Source organism: Rhodoligotrophos defluvii (assembly GCF_005281615.1).
Lineage (GTDB): Bacteria > Pseudomonadota > Alphaproteobacteria > Rhizobiales > Im1 > Rhodoligotrophos > Rhodoligotrophos defluvii.
Genome location: NZ_SZZM01000001.1, coordinates 1,718,625 through 1,737,595, shown reverse-complemented (window position 1 = coordinate 1,737,595; position 18,971 = coordinate 1,718,625). Strand labels below are relative to the sequence as shown.

General features: G+C 65.9%; 17 protein-coding genes and 1 tRNA gene. 11 read left to right on the top strand and 7 right to left on the bottom strand.

What is annotated here, in order from left to right:
- Positions 1–20: 20 nt before the first annotated feature.
- Positions 21–911 carry a LysR family transcriptional regulator gene (locus E4P09_RS08275; protein ID WP_137389013.1) on the bottom strand — a complete coding sequence of 297 codons (891 nt, stop codon included), beginning with the start codon at positions 909–911 and terminating at the stop codon, positions 21–23.
- Between the two features lie 111 nt (positions 912–1,022).
- Here E4P09_RS08275 and E4P09_RS08270 point away from each other — a divergent pair, with 111 nt between their 5' ends.
- From E4P09_RS08270 to E4P09_RS08260, 3 genes are all read left to right on the top strand, one after another.
- The gene (locus E4P09_RS08270; protein ID WP_137389012.1) at positions 1,023–1,742 is read left to right on the top strand and encodes an SDR family oxidoreductase; all 720 of its coding nucleotides are present in this window, start codon (positions 1,023–1,025) and stop codon (positions 1,740–1,742) included.
- Between the two features lie 11 nt (positions 1,743–1,753).
- Entirely contained in the window at positions 1,754–2,233 is a 480-nt protein-coding gene (locus E4P09_RS08265) for a carboxymuconolactone decarboxylase family protein (RefSeq protein ID WP_137389011.1), read from the top strand.
- Between the two features lie 68 nt (positions 2,234–2,301).
- Positions 2,302–2,571, top strand: a complete 270-nt coding sequence (locus E4P09_RS08260; RefSeq protein WP_239025061.1) for an Atu4866 domain-containing protein — start codon at positions 2,302–2,304, stop codon at positions 2,569–2,571.
- Between the two features lie 232 nt (positions 2,572–2,803).
- Here E4P09_RS08260 and E4P09_RS08255 read toward each other — a convergent pair.
- A tRNA-Ser gene (locus E4P09_RS08255) sits at positions 2,804–2,893 on the bottom strand.
- A 147-nt stretch (positions 2,894–3,040) separates the two neighbouring features.
- On the opposite strand from E4P09_RS08255, the gene msrA reads away from it, so the two are divergent.
- From msrA to E4P09_RS08235, 4 genes are all read left to right on the top strand, one after another.
- A complete protein-coding gene (gene msrA / locus E4P09_RS08250) occupies positions 3,041–3,685 on the top strand; it encodes a peptide-methionine (S)-S-oxide reductase MsrA (protein WP_137389303.1) in 645 nt (214 codons plus the stop codon).
- Positions 3,686–3,729: 44 nt separating this feature from the next.
- On the top strand, positions 3,730–4,209 hold the full coding sequence (locus E4P09_RS08245) for a DUF3429 domain-containing protein (RefSeq protein WP_170984299.1): 480 nt from the start codon (positions 3,730–3,732) through the stop codon (positions 4,207–4,209).
- A 295-nt stretch (positions 4,210–4,504) separates the two neighbouring features.
- Positions 4,505–5,707 (top strand): ABC transporter substrate-binding protein, encoded by a 1,203-nt coding sequence (locus E4P09_RS08240; protein ID WP_137389008.1) that lies wholly within the window; start codon positions 4,505–4,507, stop codon positions 5,705–5,707.
- A 34-nt stretch (positions 5,708–5,741) separates the two neighbouring features.
- Positions 5,742–7,325 carry a class I adenylate-forming enzyme family protein gene (locus E4P09_RS08235; RefSeq protein WP_137389007.1) on the top strand — a complete coding sequence of 528 codons (1,584 nt, stop codon included), beginning with the start codon at positions 5,742–5,744 and terminating at the stop codon, positions 7,323–7,325.
- Between the two features lie 28 nt (positions 7,326–7,353).
- Here the strand turns inward: E4P09_RS08235 and E4P09_RS08230 are convergent, their stop codons facing one another.
- Entirely contained in the window at positions 7,354–8,493 is a 1,140-nt protein-coding gene (locus tag E4P09_RS08230; protein WP_275406451.1) for an acyl-CoA dehydrogenase family protein, read from the bottom strand.
- A gap of 155 nt (positions 8,494–8,648) precedes the next feature.
- Here E4P09_RS08230 and E4P09_RS08225 point away from each other — a divergent pair, with 155 nt between their 5' ends.
- From E4P09_RS08225 to E4P09_RS08215, 3 genes are all read left to right on the top strand, one after another.
- Entirely contained in the window at positions 8,649–9,443 is a 795-nt protein-coding gene (locus E4P09_RS08225; RefSeq protein WP_137389006.1) for an enoyl-CoA hydratase/isomerase family protein, read from the top strand.
- Position 9,444: 1 nt separating this feature from the next.
- Positions 9,445–10,287, top strand: coding sequence for an SDR family NAD(P)-dependent oxidoreductase (locus E4P09_RS08220; protein ID WP_137389005.1), 843 nt, complete (start codon positions 9,445–9,447; stop codon positions 10,285–10,287).
- 84 nt (positions 10,288–10,371) lie between these two features.
- Positions 10,372–11,034, top strand: coding sequence for a TetR/AcrR family transcriptional regulator (locus tag E4P09_RS08215; RefSeq protein WP_170984298.1), 663 nt, complete (start codon positions 10,372–10,374; stop codon positions 11,032–11,034).
- 35 nt (positions 11,035–11,069) lie between these two features.
- Here E4P09_RS08215 and E4P09_RS08210 read toward each other — a convergent pair whose 3' ends face one another.
- Genes E4P09_RS08210 through E4P09_RS08200 form a run of 3 tightly spaced genes read right to left on the bottom strand, consistent with a single transcriptional unit; the run spans position 11,070 to position 15,587 of the window.
- Positions 11,070–12,518, bottom strand: a complete 1,449-nt coding sequence (locus E4P09_RS08210; RefSeq protein ID WP_205042039.1) for a glycoside hydrolase family 15 protein — start codon at positions 12,516–12,518, stop codon at positions 11,070–11,072.
- A complete protein-coding gene (locus E4P09_RS08205; RefSeq protein WP_137389003.1) occupies positions 12,519–13,820 on the bottom strand; it encodes a glucoamylase family protein in 1,302 nt (433 codons plus the stop codon).
- Between the two features lie 18 nt (positions 13,821–13,838).
- Positions 13,839–15,587, bottom strand: a complete 1,749-nt coding sequence (locus E4P09_RS08200; RefSeq protein ID WP_170984297.1) for an ABC transporter ATP-binding protein/permease — start codon at positions 15,585–15,587, stop codon at positions 13,839–13,841.
- Between the two features lie 160 nt (positions 15,588–15,747).
- Here E4P09_RS08200 and E4P09_RS08195 point away from each other — a divergent pair, with 160 nt between their 5' ends.
- Complete coding sequence (locus E4P09_RS08195; RefSeq protein ID WP_137389001.1) at positions 15,748–17,886, top strand: glycoside hydrolase family 3 N-terminal domain-containing protein; 2,139 nt, start codon at positions 15,748–15,750, stop codon at positions 17,884–17,886.
- A gap of 41 nt (positions 17,887–17,927) precedes the next feature.
- Here E4P09_RS08195 and E4P09_RS08190 read toward each other — a convergent pair whose 3' ends face one another.
- Complete coding sequence (locus E4P09_RS08190) at positions 17,928–18,917, bottom strand: ornithine cyclodeaminase family protein (protein ID WP_137389000.1); 990 nt, start codon at positions 18,915–18,917, stop codon at positions 17,928–17,930.
- Positions 18,918–18,971 lie beyond the last annotated feature (54 nt).

Here is an 18,971-nt window from a genome sequence, read left to right as displayed (position 1 = left end):
CACGCCCGTCATCGAAGCTACTACTCTCGCCGTCGCACATGCTCGATCAGCGCGCGCAGCTTCGGGGCGATATTCCGGCGGCTCGGATAGTAGAGATAGAAGCCGGCGAAGCGCGGGCAGAAGTCCTCTAGGAGAGGAACGAGCTCGCCCCGGTCGATCGGTGCGCGAAAGCTCTCCTCCATGCCGAAGGTGATGCCAGCGCCCGCGACGGCCAGCTTGATCATCAGCGCCATGTCGTTGGTGGTGATCTCCGGTTCGACCGCGACGCTGAACTCCTTGCCGTCCTCGGCGAACTCCCAGCGGTAGGGCGCGGACCTGGGCGCCGGACGCCAGCCGATGCAGCGGTGGGCGGCGAGCTCGCGCGGATGCGAAGGCACGCCGAAGCGGTCCCGGTAGGCGGGCGAGCAGACCGCGAGCTGGCGTTCATCCCCAGCAATCGGCACGGCGATCATGTCCTGCTCGATCACCTCGCCGAGGCGGACGCCGGCGTCATAGCCCTCGGCGACGATGTCGAACGCCTCGTCGGTCACGTTGATGTCGAGCTGAACCCCGGGGTTGGCCTCGGCGAAACTCGCCAGGAAGGGCCCCGACAGGAAGCGCTCGGCGATCGACGAGACCGCCAGCCGCAATTGCCCGCGCGGGCGCCCGCTGAGGCTCTCGGTTGTCTCGGTCGCTGCCCGCATCTCGGCAATGGCTGGCGCCACCTGCGCATGGAGATGTTCGCCGGCCTCGGTAAGGCTGACGCTGCGCGTCGTTCGCCGGACCAGCGCCGTGCCCAATGTCTCTTCGAGCCGCCTTATCGTCTGGCTGACCGCCGAGCGGGTCACGCCGAGGCGGTCTGCCGCGGCGCGAAAGCTCCGTTCCTCTGCGACCAGGGCGAACACGGCAAGGGCGTTGAAATCCGTCTGCATTGGTTAGCGATACTTTCCATCGCATGAAGGAATGAGCGGCTTATCGCTACAATGGGGCAGGTGTATCTCCTTCGCAACCGCCGTCACGCGGTTCAGCAAAGGAGACGAACCATGGACAAGGTGATCCTCATCACCGGCGCATCGAGCGGCATCGGCGCCGGCATCGCCCGCGAACTTGGCAGGGCCGGCGCAAAGCTCATGCTCGGCGCACGCCGCACCGGTCGGCTGGAGGCGCTGGCGCAAGAGATCCGCAAGGACGGCGGCGAGGTGCTGACACGGAGCCTCGATGTCACCGACCGGAACGACGTCGCAGCCTTCGCAGAGGCTGCGCGCGAAGCCTTCGGGCGCGTCGACGTGATCGTCAACAATGCGGGCGTCATGCCGCTCTCCTTGATGTCCTCGCTCAAGGTCGACGAGTGGGACCGGATGGTCGACGTCAACATCAAGGGCGTGCTCTACGGCATCGCCGCCGTGCTGCCGGAGATGGCCGAGCGCAGATCGGGCCACATCATCAACATCGCCTCGATTGGAGCGCTTGCCGTCGTGCCCACAGCGGCGGTCTACTGCGCGACCAAATTTGCGGTGCGGGCGATCTCTGACGGCCTGCGGCAGGAGAACGACAAGATCCGCGTCACCTGCATCCATCCGGGCGTCGTGGAAAGCGAGCTCGCCGACACGATCACCGATCCGGCCGCTGCGGAGCTGATGCGGACCTATCGCGCCATCGCCCTCAAGCCCGATGCGATTGCCCGGGCGGTGCGGTATGCGATCGAGCAGCCCGAGGACGTCGACGTCAACGAGATCGTCGTGCGTCCGACGGGGACGATGTGAGGGCGGCGGCGATGGCACCCCCTCTTCGACACCGTGCCGCTGCGGCCATGCTGCTGCTCGCGGCGCTTCCGGCGACAGCATGGGCCCAGTCGGCCGAAGAGCGGCAGCGGCGGGGCGATGCCGTTGTCAGGGAACTGAACAACGGCGCGCCGCAACCAGTGCTCGAGCGCATGCGGCAGGAGTTCCCGTTCCTTGCCGAGGCGACCCAGGGCTATGCGCTGGGTGAGGTCTGGTCGCGGCCGGGACTTGACAGCCGGACGCGCCAGCTCGCCGCGGTGGCGGCCTTCGCGGCAATGGGCGAGCCCGCGTTCATGAAAGTTCACGCCGGCTATGCCCTCAACCTCGGGGCAACCGAGGAAGAGCTGAAGGAGGTCGTTTACCTGACGACGGTCACTGCCGGCTTTCCAAGGGCGATCGCGGCGTCACAGGCGCTTTCGGACCTGTTCGCCGAGCGCCGTGCTTCGCCCGATCAAAGGAGTCCTGCGCCATGAACCGCCTCCTGCCCTGCGCCTTAGCGCTCGCCGCCGTTGTTTTCACCAGCATTTCGAGAGGAGAAGAGATGGCCCGTCAGACGAACCTGCCCGCCGAGCGGCAAGCGCACCCCTATGTCGGCATGTGGGTGACCGCCGACCGCCACGTGCGCCACAACCTGCTCCCCAACGGCCGCTATGACGAGGCGCGAGGTAACCGCGAGAGCGCCTATCAGGGCCGCTACGAGGTGCGCGGCGACGAGATCTTCTACTGGGACGATACCGGGTTCACCGCCGATGGGACTTTCATCGGTGGCGTGCTACATCACGGCGGGATGATCCTGTATCGCGCGAACTGATCTGTTCGCGTCAGGCGCGTCGCGGTGCCGGGCACGGGGGCTCATTCCGTACTAGCACTGCCTGCCTTGATGAAGTCCAGGAAGGCGACGCGCCGGAACACCTCAACGCCGCTACGGCAACAGAGGTAGGGCGGTGTTTTTGCGGGACAAATTCATGGCTGCTTGTACCATGATTTGCACCGATTCCAGAGGAGAAACTACGAAACCGTAAGGAATTCGCCGCAAGTGGAACTGGCGGAGAGAGAGGGATTCGAACCCTCGATACGGTTTCCCGTATACACGCGTTCCAGGCGTGCGCCTTCAACCACTCGGCCACCTCTCCAAGCACGCGCGGGGCGCGGCAGTCGCGCGCAATATACTCATCGCGGCGTGTGGCGCAAGCGCCGCTCTGGGGCTCAACGCTTTGCTTGCATCGGGCAGCCAGCGCGCCATATCTGGAGGGACGGGAAGCGGAGACATCGCCATGTTCATGCTCAAAAGCCGCAAATCGCTAGACATCCCCTCGGCCAGCGAGGCCTTGCCCGGCCGTGCAACACCTCTGCCGACGGCAACCCACCACTTCGTCAACGGCGAGCCCCTGAAGGGGCCGTTCCCGGAAGGCGCCAAACAGGCCCTGTTCGGCATGGGCTGCTTCTGGGGTGCGGAGCGCCTGTTCTGGACCATCCCCGGCGTGATCGTCACCGCCGTGGGCTATTCCGGCGGCCACACGCCGAACCCCACCTATGAGGAGACCTGCACGGGCATGACCGGGCATGCGGAAGTGGTGCTCGTCGTCTATGACCCGAAGCGGGTGTCCTACGAGCAGTTGCTGAAGACATTCTGGGAGAACCACGACCCCACCCAAGGCATGCGCCAGGGCAACGACGTGGGCACCACCTATCGCTCGGCCATCTATACCTTCGATGACCAGCAGAAGGCGGCTGCCGAACGCACCCGCGACCAGTTCCAGCAGGCGCTGCGCCAGCGGGACTATGGCCCGATCACCACCGAGATCGCGCCCGCCGGCCCGTTCTACTATGCCGAAGACTATCACCAGCAATACCTGGCGAAGAACCCCTTCGGCTATTGCGGCCTGGCGGGGACCGGCGCCTCGTGCCCGGTCGGCGTGGCTTGACGCGCAGGGCGAGCCAGATTTAGCCACCCTGCCCGGACATGACGGTGCCACTGCCACTCGACGATCCTCGGCCAGCGCGCGGACCGACCGTTTCCGCGCTCATCGGGACTGCTTTCGCCGCACCCTTCGCCGCCGCCGCTGTGGCCGTCTGGCTGACCGGCGAGCCGCAGACGATCGGGCGCGTGCTGGTGCTGGTGCTGGTCTATGGCGCCGCCACGCTCGCCTTCGCCGCCGGCATGCGCGGCGGGGCAGCGTTTGGTCCTTATTCGCGCAGGCGGATCGCCCGGCAGCTCTCCCTTTCTTTCCTGCCTGCCCTCGCTGCGGTCGTTATCCTGCTTTTGCCGCCGATTCCAGCGGTTGCCCTGCTGATCGGCGCGTTCGTCCTGCAGGCGATGTGGGATGTGGGCACCCTCCAGCGCGGCACGCTGCCCAAGCCCTTCAGCGTCTCGCGCCTGATGCTTGCAGCCATCAGCATCGTGAGCCTGCTCGCCATTCTCGCCCGCCTGATGCTGACCGTCGGCTAAGGTGTATCGATATTCAGGTCGTGGCGGCCTGCACCTGGCGCATTTCTGCGCTGCCGGTCTCACGCCGACCTACCTAAGGCGTTTTCCGCACGCCCCACGAGAGGTCGGGGGCTGGACTTCTGCGTTGGGCCGAGCGCAACGAGCAAAAAGTGATTTGCGACTCGCTTTTCACCTTTATTGACGGTATGACTCGGGGCGATGCCGTAGCCGGTGTCCCGGGCCCGCATTCCCGATCGATTTCTCGGGCGAAGCGTGTCCGGCAACGAAATGTGAACGGATCGCGAGGGAGGTCCCCATGAAGCGGATTTTGGCTGCGCTTTGCGCGGCGGCACTGTTTGCGGGCGGGACGATGGCACCGCTCCGGGCGGAGGAAGGTGCCGTCAAGATCGGCGTGCTCACCGATCTGAGCGGCTTCCTCTCCAGCTCCCTTGGCGAGGGGTCCATCGACGGTGCGCGCATGGCGATCGAGGACTTCGGCGGCGAAGTGCTCGGGCAGAAGATCGAGCTCGTCTCCGCCGATCACGTCAACAAGCCGGATGTGGGCCTGGGCATCGCGCGCAAATGGTACGACGAGGGCGTCGACGTCATCGCCGATATCGGCAATTCGGCCGTCGGCTTGGGCGTGCAGGAACTCGCCCGCGAGAAGAAGAAGCTGGTGCTTTTCGCCGGCGCGTCCAGCTCGGCCTTCACCGGCAAGGCCTGCTCGCCCTATGGCACCCAATGGAGCCACGACACCTACATGTTCTCCAGCGTGCTGCCGAAACGGCTGACCAAGGCCGGCGACGACACCTGGTTCCTGGTGGTGGCCGACTTCGCCTTCGGCCATGCCATGCAGGCCGATGTCACCAAGGCGGTCGAGCAAGCGGGCGGCAAGGTGGTCGGCACCGTGCGCCATCCGCCCGGCACGACCGACTTCTCCTCCTTCCTGTTCCAGGCCCAGGGCTCGGGCGCCAAGGCGGTGGCGCTGATGAACGCCATCACCGACACCACCAACTCCATCAAGCAGTGGCAGGAGTTCCAGCTGGGCGGCCAGCAGAAACTGATCCCGCTCGTTCTGCTGGTGAACGACGTGAAGGCGCTGGGATTGGACGCGGCGCAGGGAGTGATCTTCCCGACCGTGTTCTACTGGGATCTGGACGACAAAACCCGGGCCTGGGCCGAACGCTTCTACAAGCGCAACGGCTTCATGCCGGCCGAGGCGCACGCGGGCACCTACAGCGCCGTGCTCCACTACCTCAAAGCGGTGAAAGCCGCGGGGACCAAGGATCCCGACAAGGTGAGCGCCATGATGAAGGCAATGCCGGTCAACGACTTCTATTCGGATAACGTCGAGATCCGCGAAGATGGCCGCGTGATGCGCAAATCCTACATCGCCGAAGCGAAATCGCCGGCCGAATCCAAAGGCCCGTGGGACCTGTACAAGATCCTCGAGACGGTGCCGGCGGAAGAGAGCTGGCGACCGCTGGCGGAGTCCGACTGTCCGCTGGTCAAGCATTGACGGCTGCGCGAAGCATGAGCGCTGGGAGGACGCGATGGTCTGGGGAAACATGCCCGACGGGCTCTTTGCGCGGACGACCGTGGAAATGCTGGAGAAACACGCCGAGCGCCAGCCGGATCGGCAGGCCCTGGTCGCCCGATCGTGCTCGCGCGGCGAGATCCGCCTCACCTATGCCGCACTGAAGCGGGAGGTTGACCGGTTGGCTGACGGTTTGCGGCGCCTCGGTGTTGCGCCCAAGGACCGGGTGGCCATTCTCATGGACAACCAGGCCGGCTGCGAGGCCATGGTCAGCATGCTCGCCATCCATCGGCTGTGCGGCGTGTTCGTGCCGTTGAACGCACGCTATGCCCCGGACGAGATCGCCTATGTGCTGGACAAGGCGGAATGCAGCACCGTGATCGCGGCAGGCGACCAGCTGGACAAGCTGGCCCGGGTGCGGCCGCGTCTCTCCGCACTCAAGCACGTGGTTGCGCTCTCGGGCGGCGCGCCGGGCACCACGGCCTATGGGGAGGTGTTCGCGGCGGGTGAGCCCGCGGCGGCCGGCTGGCCCGAGGTCACGGCGGATGACATGTGCGATATCCTGTTCACTTCCGGCACCACGGCCCATCCCAAGGGTGCGGTGATGACCCACGGGCGCGCAGCTGTTTCCGCCCAGATCTTCGTGGAAACGCTACGGCTGCGGCCAAACGACATCGTGCAGAGCTTCTTCCCCTGCTTCGTTACGGCCGGTCCGCGCTGCGTGGTGCTGCCGGCCTGGTGGGCGGGCGCATCCGCCGTGATGGATCCGGCGATGGAGCTCGAGGACGTGCTGGCACGCATCCGCCGCGAGCGCACCACGATGTATTACGCGGTGCCGTCCTTCTACATCTTCCTGCTGGAGACGTTCGATCGCGGCAGGCACGACATCGCCAGCATCCGCCAGTTCACTTATGGCGGTGCAGCGATGTCGCGGGAAATCATCGAGCGGCTGGCGCAAGTCTTTCCCGGGATCGACCTGATGCAGACTTATGGCGCGACCGAGATGGGACCGTCGGGCACGGTGCTGAACCCGGACCATGCGCTGACGAAGCTCGGCTCGATCGGGCAGCCGATGCCGCGTGTGGCGGTGCGGCTGCTGAACGACGAGGGGCAGGATGTCGCCGTCGGCGAAACCGGCGAGATCGCCATCAAGGCGCCCTGCGTCATGCGCGAATATTACAAGGAGCCGGAAAACACCGCCGCAGCCTTCCGCGGCGAATGGTTCCTCAGCGGCGACCTCGGGCGCATGGACGAAGACGGGTTCTACTATCACGTGGACCGCAAGAAGGACATGATCATCCGCGGCGGCCACAATATCGGCTCGATGGAGATCGAGAGCGTGCTGTTCCAGCATCCGGCCGTGGCCGAGGCGGCAGCGGTGGCGGTGCCGCATCCTAAGCTGGGGGAGGACATCCAGGTGTTCGTGGTGTGCCGCAGCGGCATGGGCCCCAGCGCGGAGGAGCTCATGGCCTTCTGCCGCGAGCGGCTGGCCGACTACAAGGTGCCGCGCCGCATCAGCTTCATTGCCGAAATGCCGCGCAATCCCATGGGCAAGATCCTCAAGACGCGGCTGCGCGAGATGGCGCGGGACATGATGTAGGCGCCGGCTTCCCGCTGAGAATTCGCGGTCAGAGATTTCGCGCGATCAGCAGCTTCATGATCTCGTTGGTGCCCGCATAGATGCGCTGAGCGCGGGCATCGGCATAGGCGCGGGCGACGGGATATTCGAGCATGTAGCCGTAACCGCCATGCAGTTGCAGGCAGGTGTCGACGACGCGGGCCTGCATGTCCGTCAGCCACAGCTTGGCCATGGCAGCGCTGTCGGCCGGAAGCTCGCCCTGCACAAGCAGCTCGAGGCAGCGGTCGACGAAGGCCTCGCCGACGGCGATCTCGGTCTTGCAGGTAGCGAGTTGGAACTGGGTATTCTGGAACTCGGCGACCGGCCGGCCAAACGCGTTGCGGCTGCGCACGTAATCGAGGGTGCCGGAATAGGCGCCCTTGGCCCCGCCCAAGGCGGCGATCGCCACGGCAAGACGTTCCTGGGCGAGCTGGTTCATGAGATAGGCAAAGCCCCGGTTCGGCTCGCCGATCATGTTGCCGGCGGGAACGCGGACATTCTCGAAGAACAGCTCGGCGGTGTCCTGCGCCTTCTGGCCCAGCTTCTCCAGCCGCCTCCCCTTGTGGAAGCCTGGCCGGCCCGTTTCCACCACGAACAGGCTGATGCCCTTTGCTCCGCTGGCCGGGTCGGTCTTGGCGGCGACCACGACCATGTCGGCGAGCCAGCCGTTGGAGATGAAGGTCTTGCCGCCATTGATGAGGTAATCCTCCCCGTCCTTCACGGCCGTGGTGCGCAGGGCCTTGAGATCGCTGCCCGCCTCGGGCTCGGTCATGGCAATGGCGGCGATCACCTCTCCGCTCGCCATGGGCGGCAGCCAGCGCTGCTTGAGCGGCTCGCCCGCATAATTGGCGATGTAGGGCGCCACAATGTCGGAATGGGTGTAGTAGCCGGGCGCCGGGCAGCCCGCGCGCCACTGCTCCTCGATGAGGATGGCGGAATAGAGAAAATCCGCACCCGCGCCGCCATAGGCTTCCGGCACCGTCATGCAGAGGAAGCCGGCGCGGCCGGCGGCCAGCCAGGCTTCCCGATCGACCCAGCCGCGCTCCTCCCAGGCGGAATAGTGCGGCTTGATCTCCCTTTCGAGGAAGGCCTGGACCGACTCGCGGAACATGCGGTGCTCGTCCGAGAAAAGCGCGCGGGGTAAAGACACGTGAAGCCCTCCGGCCAATGGATCGTTGTTCCTGGACCGCAGGGTAACCGGTCGCCTCCGTCAATCAAGATGAAACGTGACTCGCAATTCACCATTGTTGACGCGGCCTGTCGCCGGACCTAGGGTGAGGCCATGTGCAACAGCCGGGGGCCGCAATGACGCGGGACGACTACGAGACCATCGCTTGGAGCTATCGCGGGCGGATCCTGTATCTCACCCTGAACCGCCCGGACCGCCTGAATGCGGTGAATGCGCGGCTCCATGCCGAGCTGGCGCGGGTGTTCACCGATGCGGCGAACGAGGAGGCCTGCGACGTGATCGTGCTTACCGGCGCGGGCCGGGGCTTCTGCGCGGGCGGCGACATAGAGTGGCAGGAGGGTGCCCTCGATGATCCGCAGGCTTTCGCGCGAACGGTGGTGGAAGCCAAGCAGATCATTTTCTCCATGCTCGATTGCGAGAAGCCGATCATCGCCAAGGTGAATGGTCCGGCGGTGGGGCTCGGCTGCACCCTGGCCCTGTTTTGCGACGTAATCTTCGCGGCAGAGGATGCGGTGATCTCGGACCCCCATGTGAGCGTGGGCATGGTGGCGGGCGATGGCGGGGCGGTGATCTGGCCGCAGCTGGTAGGCTATGCGCGTGCCAAGGAATTCCTGATGACCGGTGACAGGCTCTCCGCGCGCGAGGCGGAGCGCATCGGGCTTATCAACCGCGCCGTGCCGCGGACGGAGCTCGATGCGACAGTGGATGCCTTTGCCGACCGGCTGGCGGCCGGCGCCACCATGGCGATCCGCTGGACCAAGGCCAGCATCAATATCGGGCTGAAGCAGCTGGCCCACAGCATCATGGATGCGTCGCTCGCCTACGAGGCCATGACCAACCTGTCATCCGACCATCGCGAGGCCGTGCAAGCGTTCAAGGAGCGCCGCCAGCCGGTTTTTCAGGGCCGCTGACATGGCCGGACACGATGCGTGCCGGGACGGCGCCCTCACGCTCACCGCACGCAGGGTGCTGGTGACCGGCGGCGCCTGGGGCCTCGGGCTGGCCATCGCCCGGCTGGCGCAAGCCTGTGGCGCCGAAGTGGCGATCATGGATCTCGATGGGCATGCGGCTGAGGCCGCGGCGTGCTCGATCGGCGGCGGTGTCATTTCGCTCGCGGGCGACGTCTCGCAGGAAGCAGACTGCGAAAACGCGATCTCCACCGTCATCGAGCGCCTCGGCGGACTCGACGTGCTGGTGAACAGCGCGGGCATCGCCGAGCCGGTGCGGCGGACCACCGACCAGAGCCTCGCCGACTGGCGGCGCGTCATCGACGTGAACCTGCAGGGCAGCTTTCTGATGGCCCGCACTGCGGCACGGGCCATGACAGTCGGGCGGCGCGGCGGAGCGATCGTCAATGTCGCCTCGGTAGCCGGGCTCCTGGCCATGCGGGCGTCCAACGCCTATGGGGTGTCCAAGGCGGCGGTGGTCATGCTGACCCAGACCTTGGCTGCCGACCTCGCTTCGCGCGGCATCAGGGTGAACGCGGTTGCGCCCGGCATCATCGAGACCCGCATGGCCGTGGCCATGTTCGCCGAGACGGGCCTGCCGGCCGCAGCGTTTCAGCGCCGCATTCCGATGGCGCGGCTCGGCCAGCCGGAAGAGGTTGCCCGGGCGGCGGTGTTCTTGGCATCCGACTGGGCAAGCTATATTACAGGGGTCGTGCTGCCTGTGGATGGCGGTTGGTGCGCTTTCGGCGGCGCGGGCGACGCATCCAGGGCTGTCGGGTCGCAAACAGGCGAGGCCTCGAGCGAATAGATGAGCAGTGCCGCGCGCGCCACGAAACGCAGGCTTCGACCCCCGGAAGCAGACGCAGGGGCGAGCGCCCGGACACGGAAGGGCGTGCGGAAGCGCACGCGCGCCGAGCAAGTGGCGGAGAACCGCAAGGCCCTGCTGCAGGCCGCGGCCGAGGTGATCGGCGAATACGGCTATGCGGAAGCCTCCATCACCAGGATCACCGAGCGGGCGGGCCTGGGTCAGGGCACGTTCTACCGGCATTTCGAAAGCCGGCAGGAACTGTTCGACATTCTGCTGCCGGCCAAGGGCATCGAGGTGCTCGACTATCTTCAGGAGAAGGTGCGCGGCGCCAAGAGCCTGATCGAAATGGAGCAGCGCGGCTTCATCGCCTTCTTCGAATATGCCAACGAAAACCCGTGGTTCTTCCGGCTGCTGCATGAAGCGCAGGTGAGCGCCCCGGCCGCCTATGAAGCGCATATCAACAACATCATGGTGCGCTTCCGCCGGGCGCTGCGGCGGAGCTGGGAGAAGGGCGAGCTTGCGGCCTATGACGAGAGCGAGCTCGACACGCTTGCCTATCTGCTCATATCAGCGCGCGACTACGTCTATTCCCAATACGTGGCCCGCAGCGGCGGCCCCATCACCGAGGTTCTGCCGAAGGTCGCCGAAACCTATCGCAAGTTCCTGCTGTACGGCCTCGGCAATCCGCTCCAGGAACGGGGTGCACCGGAACCATCTCGTGCATCGGTCGCCCCGAGCGCCGATTGAGCAAGGAATGTCCAGTCTGGTGATCCGCAGGGGCGTCAGCCCTGGCCGTGGTCGTCGGGCTGAGCACGTCGGCGAGCGGCCACCGCGGTGATCAGCGCCGCATAGCTCCAGGTCAGCCGTTTCGCCGATGTCTGCACGCCGGTTGTCTGATCGAATTGCTCCGACAATTCGAGCGAGGCTGGCGTATAGTCCCGCACGGTCGCCATGAACTGGTCGCCGCGCGCAAGCAGTGCCTCGGCCAAAGGCGCGCCTGACGCCGCGCCGCCGAGGCACCGCGCGATAAAGGTGCGGTTCTCCGGTGTGATCGCGAGGGCCCTCCCGGCGCGCACGGCGGCTGACAGGCGGTAATAGAATTCAGCCGCGGCGAGGGTGGAGAAATAATAGGCGCCGCCGCTGTAATAGACGTCGCCAAGGTAGCGGCCCATAGCCGGACCGCGGTCGTTGCGGCCATGATTGATCGGGTATTCCGCCGCGAACAGGTCTTCGAGGCAAACAAGCGTCGCCTGCACCTTTGGGTCGAGCACACTGTGCGGCCCCGTATGGCGTTCGGCGTGGAGAACCGCGAGAATGGTGGCGATGTCGCGCGCTTTGCGGCGGCTATGCTCGGTCCTCATTTCCAGCCTGCTGAGATAGAAGCCGTGCTGCGGCGACCAATGGTCGGTAAGGGCTTTCCTCAATTCGCTCGCCGCGGTGCGGCACCCCTGGGCAAGGGCGACGGCGCCGATCTCTTGCATGGCCGAGGTCCCATCCTCCAGTGCGGCGAGCTGGACGACGCGTGTAGCGTAATGGTCATTGGCCTCCTCCTCCCAGAAGTCCACCGAAGGTGAGCGCCAATGCCGGCAGGTGTAGTCGAGATCCGTCCGCAGCAGGTCCAGCAGCTTTTGATGTAGAGCTGTGTGCTCGGCCCCGAGGAGGGGCCGGTAGCGCAGCAGCGTGAGGGCACGCAGCGCGGGGCCGTCGTTCTGCGGCCGTTCCCAGCGGGTGATGTCCAGCGTGCCGTCGGGATTGAAGCGCACGTCCCCGAGCACCCGGTCGCCATGGAGTTGCGCCAGCTCTTCGGCTGGGCGCAGGAACTTGCGGTCATCGGGCGCGGTGCTTGCCTCGATGCGCTCGCGCGGTAGCGCGCGTCCATCCAGCTGGCCGAGGGCCAGGCTAAAATCAACGAAGGCAGCGAAGTGCTGCAGATGTTGCCGCGGCAGGACGCCATCGGCAATGAGCACCCGCAGCGCATCCATCACGATGGCCGAATCCCGCAGCCAATGGAAGAAATAGTCAGGATCCGGATCATATGAGGCGAGCACAGGAGAGGCCAGCACCGAGCCCGCCTTCGGTACGATGGTCTGGCCGAAGCCGGGCCGCTCCTTCGTGATACCGGTCGCCGAGATGCTGTTCAGCATCTCCCCCACCGCAAACCGGCAGGCGGTCTCCATCCACGAGACAAGCGCATCCCGATCGGCAGAGATCGGCTCCGGCAGGGTCATCATCTATGCCACCGGTGTGCCGTCATTACCCAGGTGAGGGCTGGTGAACCCGAGCCGCCGCAGCCCGGTCTGCACTTCCGGCGCGCTCATGAACAGCCGCCACAGCAGGCCGCTCCGGTGGTTCTCGATCATGGTGACCACCGGCCCCTGGTCGATCGCCAGGAAGGTTTGCGCATACCAGTCGTCGTTCAGGGAGAAGGCGTCCACGAAGCCGAAGCGGCCCCAGATGCGGTCGCCCAGCGTGTGATAGAAGTGGCGCAGCGCGCGCATGGCCTTGTCCGGCGCATAGGGAAAGCTCGACAGGGCGGCGGTCGGCGAGATCACGCCGTTGTCGTTGCTGGGCGCATGTGCCGCATAGCCGTTCGGGTCATCGCTCGCGGTGAGCCCCCAGCAGTCCGGCCCATAGCCTTTGTGGCCATAGGGGTTGCGCACGCAGTGAGCGTAGTTGATCAGGGTGTGGCTGAGGTTCTGCTGCCAGTAATCAGCATAGCGATCCTTGAGTCCGCGCGGATCGAGCCCGGAAAAGCTGTAGTGGCAGAAGAACAACGGCCCGCCCATGGGAGGTCCCAACGGCAGCTCGATATCATAATAGCTATGGCCATTGAGAAACTCGCGGTTGAGCGCCCAACCGTTGTGATACACGCCGGGATCGATCGCATATCGCGGCGCGCCGGCGGCCAGTACATAGGCCACCAGGCACTCGTTCCAGCCGCGCACCTCATGGTTCATGGCAAAGCCATTATTGGGGCTCCAGTGCCAATAAAGCACCTCGCGCCCGCCTTGGGTGTACCAGTTCCACTCCGTTTCCCGCCACAGCAGGTCGATCCGCTGGCGCAAGCGCGTTTCAGCCGGGATATCGGCGTCGAAATACTGCCGGGCGCAGAGCAGCCCTTCCATCAGGAACGCCGTCTCGACAATGTCTCCGCCGTCGTCCTTGCGCGAGAAGGGAATGGTGGCGCCGGTGCGGCCGTTCAGGAAGTGGGGGAAGGCGCCGTGGTAGCAGGTCGCCCGCTCCAGGCAGTCGAGCATGGTGGAGAGCCTGGCAACCGCCTGTTGCCGCGTGATCCAGCCCCGCTCGGCACCAACGACGAGGGCCATTGCGGCAAAGCCTGAGCCGCCGCTGCAGACGATGTCGTCATCCGGATCTCCCGTGGTCGTGGTCCGGTCGCGGGCGAGACCGCTCACCGGATGGGCACCTTCCCAAAAGAAACGGAAGCTCTGCCGCTGGACAAGATCGACCAGTGCCTCGTCCGAGAGGGCAGTCGGGCGCGTGGTGACAGGTGCCAAATGCGAGGGCTCTTGCATTCGATGAATTCCTTGGCGCTAGGGGGTGACGGCCGCCGTCTGAAGCGAGGCAGAAGGTGGGGTGGGACCGGTGGCTGCCGGCTGGGCCGTTACCGTTCCGGCCATGCCCGGGTCCTTGACCAGGTGGAGCACGCGCGAGAACAGTCCATCGGCAGCGCTGCCGCGCCCGATATAGATGATGGCCGCGCCGGGAATATCTTCAGCCAGACGGGCGAAGATTGCCTTACGCCTGTCGTCATCCAGGCTGTCCATCGCCTCGTCGATGACGATCCACCGCGGCTTGCGCAGATAGATGCGGGCGAAAGCGAGACACTGCTGCTCGTCGTCGGCCAGTTCCCGGTCCCAGCGGGCACTGCGGTCCAAGTCGCCTGCGAGATGGGCGAGATGTGTCGCCTTGAGAGCGGCGGCGAGCTCCTGGTCGGTATAGGCCACCTGCGGCGCAGGATAGGCAAGTGCGGCGCGCAGCGAGCCGGACGGAATGTAGGGCCGGCGCGGCACGAACATCACCCCTTGCGCCGGCAGCAGGATCCGGCCGGACCCCCACGGCCACAAGCCGCCTATTGCGCGGAACAGCACGGTTTTGCCGGAGCCCGAATCGCCCATGACCAACACCCGTTCGCCTGGACCGATGGCGACCGTACCTTCCTGGAGCCGGGCGCTGTCGCTTGGAAGAGCGAGGATAACGTCTTCCAGACGAAGCTCCTCCGCATCAGTCCTGACCACCGAGAGCGAGGCTGGACCATGCGAGAAGCTGTCCATCGCGATCACGGCGCGGCGGAAGCTCGCAATGCGCAGGAGCAGGGCGCGCCAGTTCGCGATGATGGAGAAATTGTCGACGAACCACCGCAAGGCGCTTTGCACCTGATTGAAGGCGCCAACCACCATCATCAGTCCGCCAAAGGACAGATCCCCGGTGAAATAGCCTGGCGCCGCCACCAGAATGGGGGCCACGATCGTGAACCAGCCATAGCCCGCCGTGACCCAGGTCAGCCCCGTCACCGCGAACACGATGCGGCGCATCTGGTGGAGCACGGCGTCGAGCACGCCCTGGAGCCGATTCCGTTCGTCCACCTCGCCGCCATTGAGCGCAATGCCGTCAGCATTCTCGTTGACCTGCACCAGGGAGAAGCGGAGCTCGGCCTCGCGCGCATAGAGGTCGGCGTTGAGCCCGATGAGCGGGCGTCCCACCAGCCAGCTGATCCAGGACGCCACGCCCGCATAGAGCAGCGCGCACCACACCATATAGCCGGGTATGCCGAACCTGTGGCCCGCCACGTTGAAGATCACCCCGTCCGAGAGCGCCCACAGCACGCCGATGAAGCTGCCGAGCAGGAGCGACGACTGCAGCAGCCCGATGCCGAGATTGGTGGAAAGCTGGGTGAGCATCTGCGCATCCTCGTGAATGCGCATGTCGGGATTGGCACCGATGGGTCCGGCATTGCTCAGGCGGAAAGCACGGCCTGGCTGCATCCATTCGCCGATCAGATCGCGGACCAGGCCCTCCCGTAGCTTCAGCTGCATCATCTGGTTGAGCCAGGTCTGGGCGACGTTGAGCACCAGGAGCCCGCCGGCAATGACGGCGAAAACCACGAGCTGGTGCAGGAACTCACCAAGGTTCTTGCGGGAGAGGGCGTTGTAGAAAGGCTCGTTCCAGGCATTCAGCTTCACCTGGCCATAGGCGGTTGCCCCCACCACGATCACGATGCCGACCGCGAGGAGCACGATGCGGGAGAACAGCGGCGAGGCGAGGAAGGTCCCCGCGAGCATCCAAAGCTGCGATGCGGCACCCTCTTCCGACGGCTGGTATTCCGCCGGAGCGTTCCGAACAGCGCTAGTTGGGGACACGACCATGGCTTGGCCCGATAGGGGGATTTAACTCCCATGCTGTAGAACGAGGGGCGGAGACCCGCAATATGGAGGATGCCCTGTGAGTCGTATCGAAAATCTTCTCACGGCGATGACGCTCGAAGAGAAGATCGGTCAGCTCAACATGATCACGGCCAATTATGCGGTGACCGGACCGATCGTTGCTGGCGATTCGACAGAGGGCATTCGGGCTGGCCACATCGGCAATATGTTGAATTTGTGGGGCGCGGAGCCTGCTCGTCGGGCGCAACGGCTTGCGGTCGAGGAATCGCGCCTGGGCATTCCCCTGCTGCTCGGCTTCGACACGGTGCACGGCCAAAGGACCATTTTCCCTATCGGTCCCGCCGAGGCAGGGATTTTCGACGAGCGCGTTTGGGAAAGCACCGCGCGCATGGCAGCGGTCGAGGCGGCCCGCGACGGCCTTTCCATGGCATTCGCTCCCATGATCGACGTGGCGCGCGATCCGCGCTGGGGCCGCATGGCGGAGGGGCCCGGCGAAGATCCCTACGTGGCTAGCCGCATGGCTGTCGCGAAAGTGCGCGGCTTTCAGGGTGCCGATCTGGCGGCGTCCAATGCCGTGGCAGCCACGGCCAAGCATTTCTGCGCCTATGGGGCGGCGCTGGCCGGGCGCGATTATGCCTCCGTCGACATCTCCGAACGCACCCTGCGCGAGGTCTATCTGCCGCCGTTCGAAGCGGCCGTGAAAGCCGGGGCAGCTGCCATCATGCCAGCCTTCAACGACATCGCCGGCGTGCCTATGACCGCGCATGTGGCGCTTCTTCGCGATTGGCTGCGCGGCGAGCTCGGCTTCGAAGGGGTGGTCGTCAGCGATTACAACGCCATTGCCGAACTGATGAACCACGGGATCGCCGGCGACATTGCGGAGGCCGCAGCCCTCGCGCTCAAGGCCGGTGTCGACATCGACATGATGGCCAATGCCTATACCAACGGGCTGCCGGTCGCATTGGAACGCGGCCTCGTGAGCATGGAAGACATCGACAGGTCGGTACGCCGCGTGCTGAGGCTCAAGGAGCGATTGGGCCTGTTCGACGACCCTTATGGCCGCGGCGTGCCCGTTCCGCCCGACGCGCGGACGGGTGTCGAGCAGCGGGCCCTTGCCCGCGACGTCGCCCACCGGGCAGTGGTGCTTCTCACCAATAACGGGGTCCTGCCCGTCAGTGGCAAGGTGCGGCGCGTCGCTCTTCTGGGGCCGCTGGCCGATGCGCGCGGCGATATGCGCGGCCCCTGGTATGGGGCAGGCTACGAGAAGGACCCTGTCACCATCCTCGAAGGCCTCATGGCCGGCCTGCCGGGTGTGGAGATCCTCCATGTGCCCGGGGTCGACATCGCGGGCGGCGATGCGAGCGGCATTCCTGATGCACTCGACGCAGGCCGTTCGGCTGATCTCGTCGTGCTGGCCGTGGGCGAAGCGGCCAATATGAGCGGCGAGGCTACCAGCCGCGCCCATCCCGGCCTGCCGGGCTGCCAAGCTGACCTGGTTGAGGCGGTGCTCGGCCTGGGCAAGCCTGTGGTCGTGCTGCTCTCCTCGGGCCGGCCGCTCATGGTCTCTTCGATCGTCGAACGGGCGGATGCGGTGCTCGCCACCTGGTGGCTGGGCACGGAAGCGGGCCATGCCATCGCCGACGTGCTGACGGGCAAGCACAATCCGAGCGGCCGCCTATCGGTGACCTGGCCGCGCGAAGTCGGCCAGGTGCCGATCTTCTATGGCGAGCGCCCATCCGGCCGACCGGCCAACCCGGCCGACCACTACACCAGCAAATATCTCGATGTGCCGGTCGAGCCGCTGTTTCCCTTTGGGCATGGCCTGTCCTATGGCCGCTTCACCCTGCAGAACCTGCGGGCGACGCCCCCGGCGCTGCCCCGCGATGGTGAGATTCTCGTAGAGGTCGACGTGGTAAACGAGGGCACCACCGATGGCGAGGAAACGGTGTTTCTGTTCATTCACGACCCGGTGGCAAGCGTGGCCCGGCCACTTATGGAGCTGAAGCGCTTCGCGAAGGCGCGGCCGAAGCCGGGCGCCACGAAAACCGTGCGGTTTTCCCTGCCCGTGGCAGAGCTGGCCTTCCCCGGGCTCGACCTGAAGCCGGTGGTCGAGCCCGGTGTGTTCGAGGTGCTGGTCGGCACCAGCGCCGATCGGCAGAAGCTGCTGCGTGCCACGGTGAAGGTGTTCGCCGACTGACTTTGCGTCAGCGCCACGCCCGGCGGTTTGGGACGTGAGGCTCAAAGCGCCACGTGCTGCCCCACCCTGTCGCGCAACGCTGCCGTATAGGCAATATGGGCCGCGACCATGTCCTCCATGGCGATGCCCATGGCCTTGTAGACGGTCACCTGCTGGTCGGATACACGGCCGGGCGCGGTGCCGGTGAGCATGTCGCCGAGCCTGATCCCGGCGGAGGGCGCCAGCCCCGCCAGTTCGGCACAGCCCACCGGCGGCGGCTCGAAGGCCGCTTCCGTCTCCACATACAGGGTGGCGCGCTCGAGCAGATCCGTCGGCAGCTCGCCGCGCGGCGGCGCATAGCCGACCGATGTGACATGGGTGCCCGGCCTTACCCAGTCCGACCGGATGACCGGCTCATAGGCATGGCTGGCGAGGCAGACCACATCCGCGCTGCGAACCGCAGCCTCGATGTCGGTGACGGCCCGCACGCCCGGAAAGCGCCGTGCCAGAGCCTCGGCATCTTCGGGGTAGAGCGATGCGAGGCGGATTTCCGCGAAGTCACGCACCAGCGGCAGCAGCCGCAGGTGTTCCCGCCCCTGCACGCCGGCTCCGACCACGGTCGCGACCCGCGCATCCGGCCGCGCGAGAGACGCAACCGACAGCACGGCGGACGCGGCCGTGCGCACGCCGGTGATATAGGTGCCATCGAGCACACAAAGCGGCGCGCCTGTCTGCGGGTCGAACAGGGCGATCAGGGCGAGATGATTGGGCAGCCCCACCGCGAGGTTATGCTCGAACACGTTGACGATCTTCACCGTGAGATTGCAGCCCTGCATCCAGGCCGGCATGGCCAGCGAGAAGCCCTTGCCCGGCACGCTGAGCTCAGGCCGTGGCGGCGCCTGCACCCGGCCTTGCGCCATGGCACGGAACCCCTCGGCCAGGCCGTCGAGCAAGGCCCGCAGATCGATCAGCCGCTCGACCTCCGCTTCGTTCAGCATGAGCACCGGCAAACTGCCCTTGCCAATTTCTGCTGCGCCAGGTCTTTGCGTCATGAGCGACTCTCCTCCGTTTCGAGCGAGCCGCAGAATGATTATGATGCATTGCTC

What these genes read in the sequence shown, in the direction of transcription:
- E4P09_RS08275 (WP_137389013.1), bottom strand. Translation starts at nt 911, where the DNA reads ATGCAGACGGATTTCAACGCCCTTGCCGTGTTCGCCCTGGTCGCAGAG.
- E4P09_RS08270 (WP_137389012.1), top strand. Translation starts at nt 1,023, where the DNA reads ATGGACAAGGTGATCCTCATCACCGGCGCATCGAGCGGCATCGGCGCC.
- E4P09_RS08265 (WP_137389011.1), top strand. Translation starts at nt 1,754, where the DNA reads ATGGCACCCCCTCTTCGACACCGTGCCGCTGCGGCCATGCTGCTGCTC.
- E4P09_RS08260 (WP_239025061.1), top strand. Translation starts at nt 2,302, where the DNA reads ATGGCCCGTCAGACGAACCTGCCCGCCGAGCGGCAAGCGCACCCCTAT.
- msrA (WP_137389303.1), top strand. Translation starts at nt 3,041, where the DNA reads ATGCTCAAAAGCCGCAAATCGCTAGACATCCCCTCGGCCAGCGAGGCC.
- E4P09_RS08240 (WP_137389008.1), top strand. Translation starts at nt 4,505, where the DNA reads ATGAAGCGGATTTTGGCTGCGCTTTGCGCGGCGGCACTGTTTGCGGGC.
- E4P09_RS08235 (WP_137389007.1), top strand. Translation starts at nt 5,742, where the DNA reads ATGGTCTGGGGAAACATGCCCGACGGGCTCTTTGCGCGGACGACCGTG.
- E4P09_RS08225 (WP_137389006.1), top strand. Translation starts at nt 8,649, where the DNA reads ATGACGCGGGACGACTACGAGACCATCGCTTGGAGCTATCGCGGGCGG.
- E4P09_RS08220 (WP_137389005.1), top strand. Translation starts at nt 9,445, where the DNA reads ATGGCCGGACACGATGCGTGCCGGGACGGCGCCCTCACGCTCACCGCA.
- E4P09_RS08210 (WP_205042039.1), bottom strand. Translation starts at nt 12,518, where the DNA reads ATGATGACCCTGCCGGAGCCGATCTCTGCCGATCGGGATGCGCTTGTC.
- E4P09_RS08205 (WP_137389003.1), bottom strand. Translation starts at nt 13,820, where the DNA reads ATGCAAGAGCCCTCGCATTTGGCACCTGTCACCACGCGCCCGACTGCC.
- E4P09_RS08200 (WP_170984297.1), bottom strand. Translation starts at nt 15,587, where the DNA reads ATGCTCGCGGGGACCTTCCTCGCCTCGCCGCTGTTCTCCCGCATCGTG.
- E4P09_RS08190 (WP_137389000.1), bottom strand. Translation starts at nt 18,917, where the DNA reads ATGACGCAAAGACCTGGCGCAGCAGAAATTGGCAAGGGCAGTTTGCCG.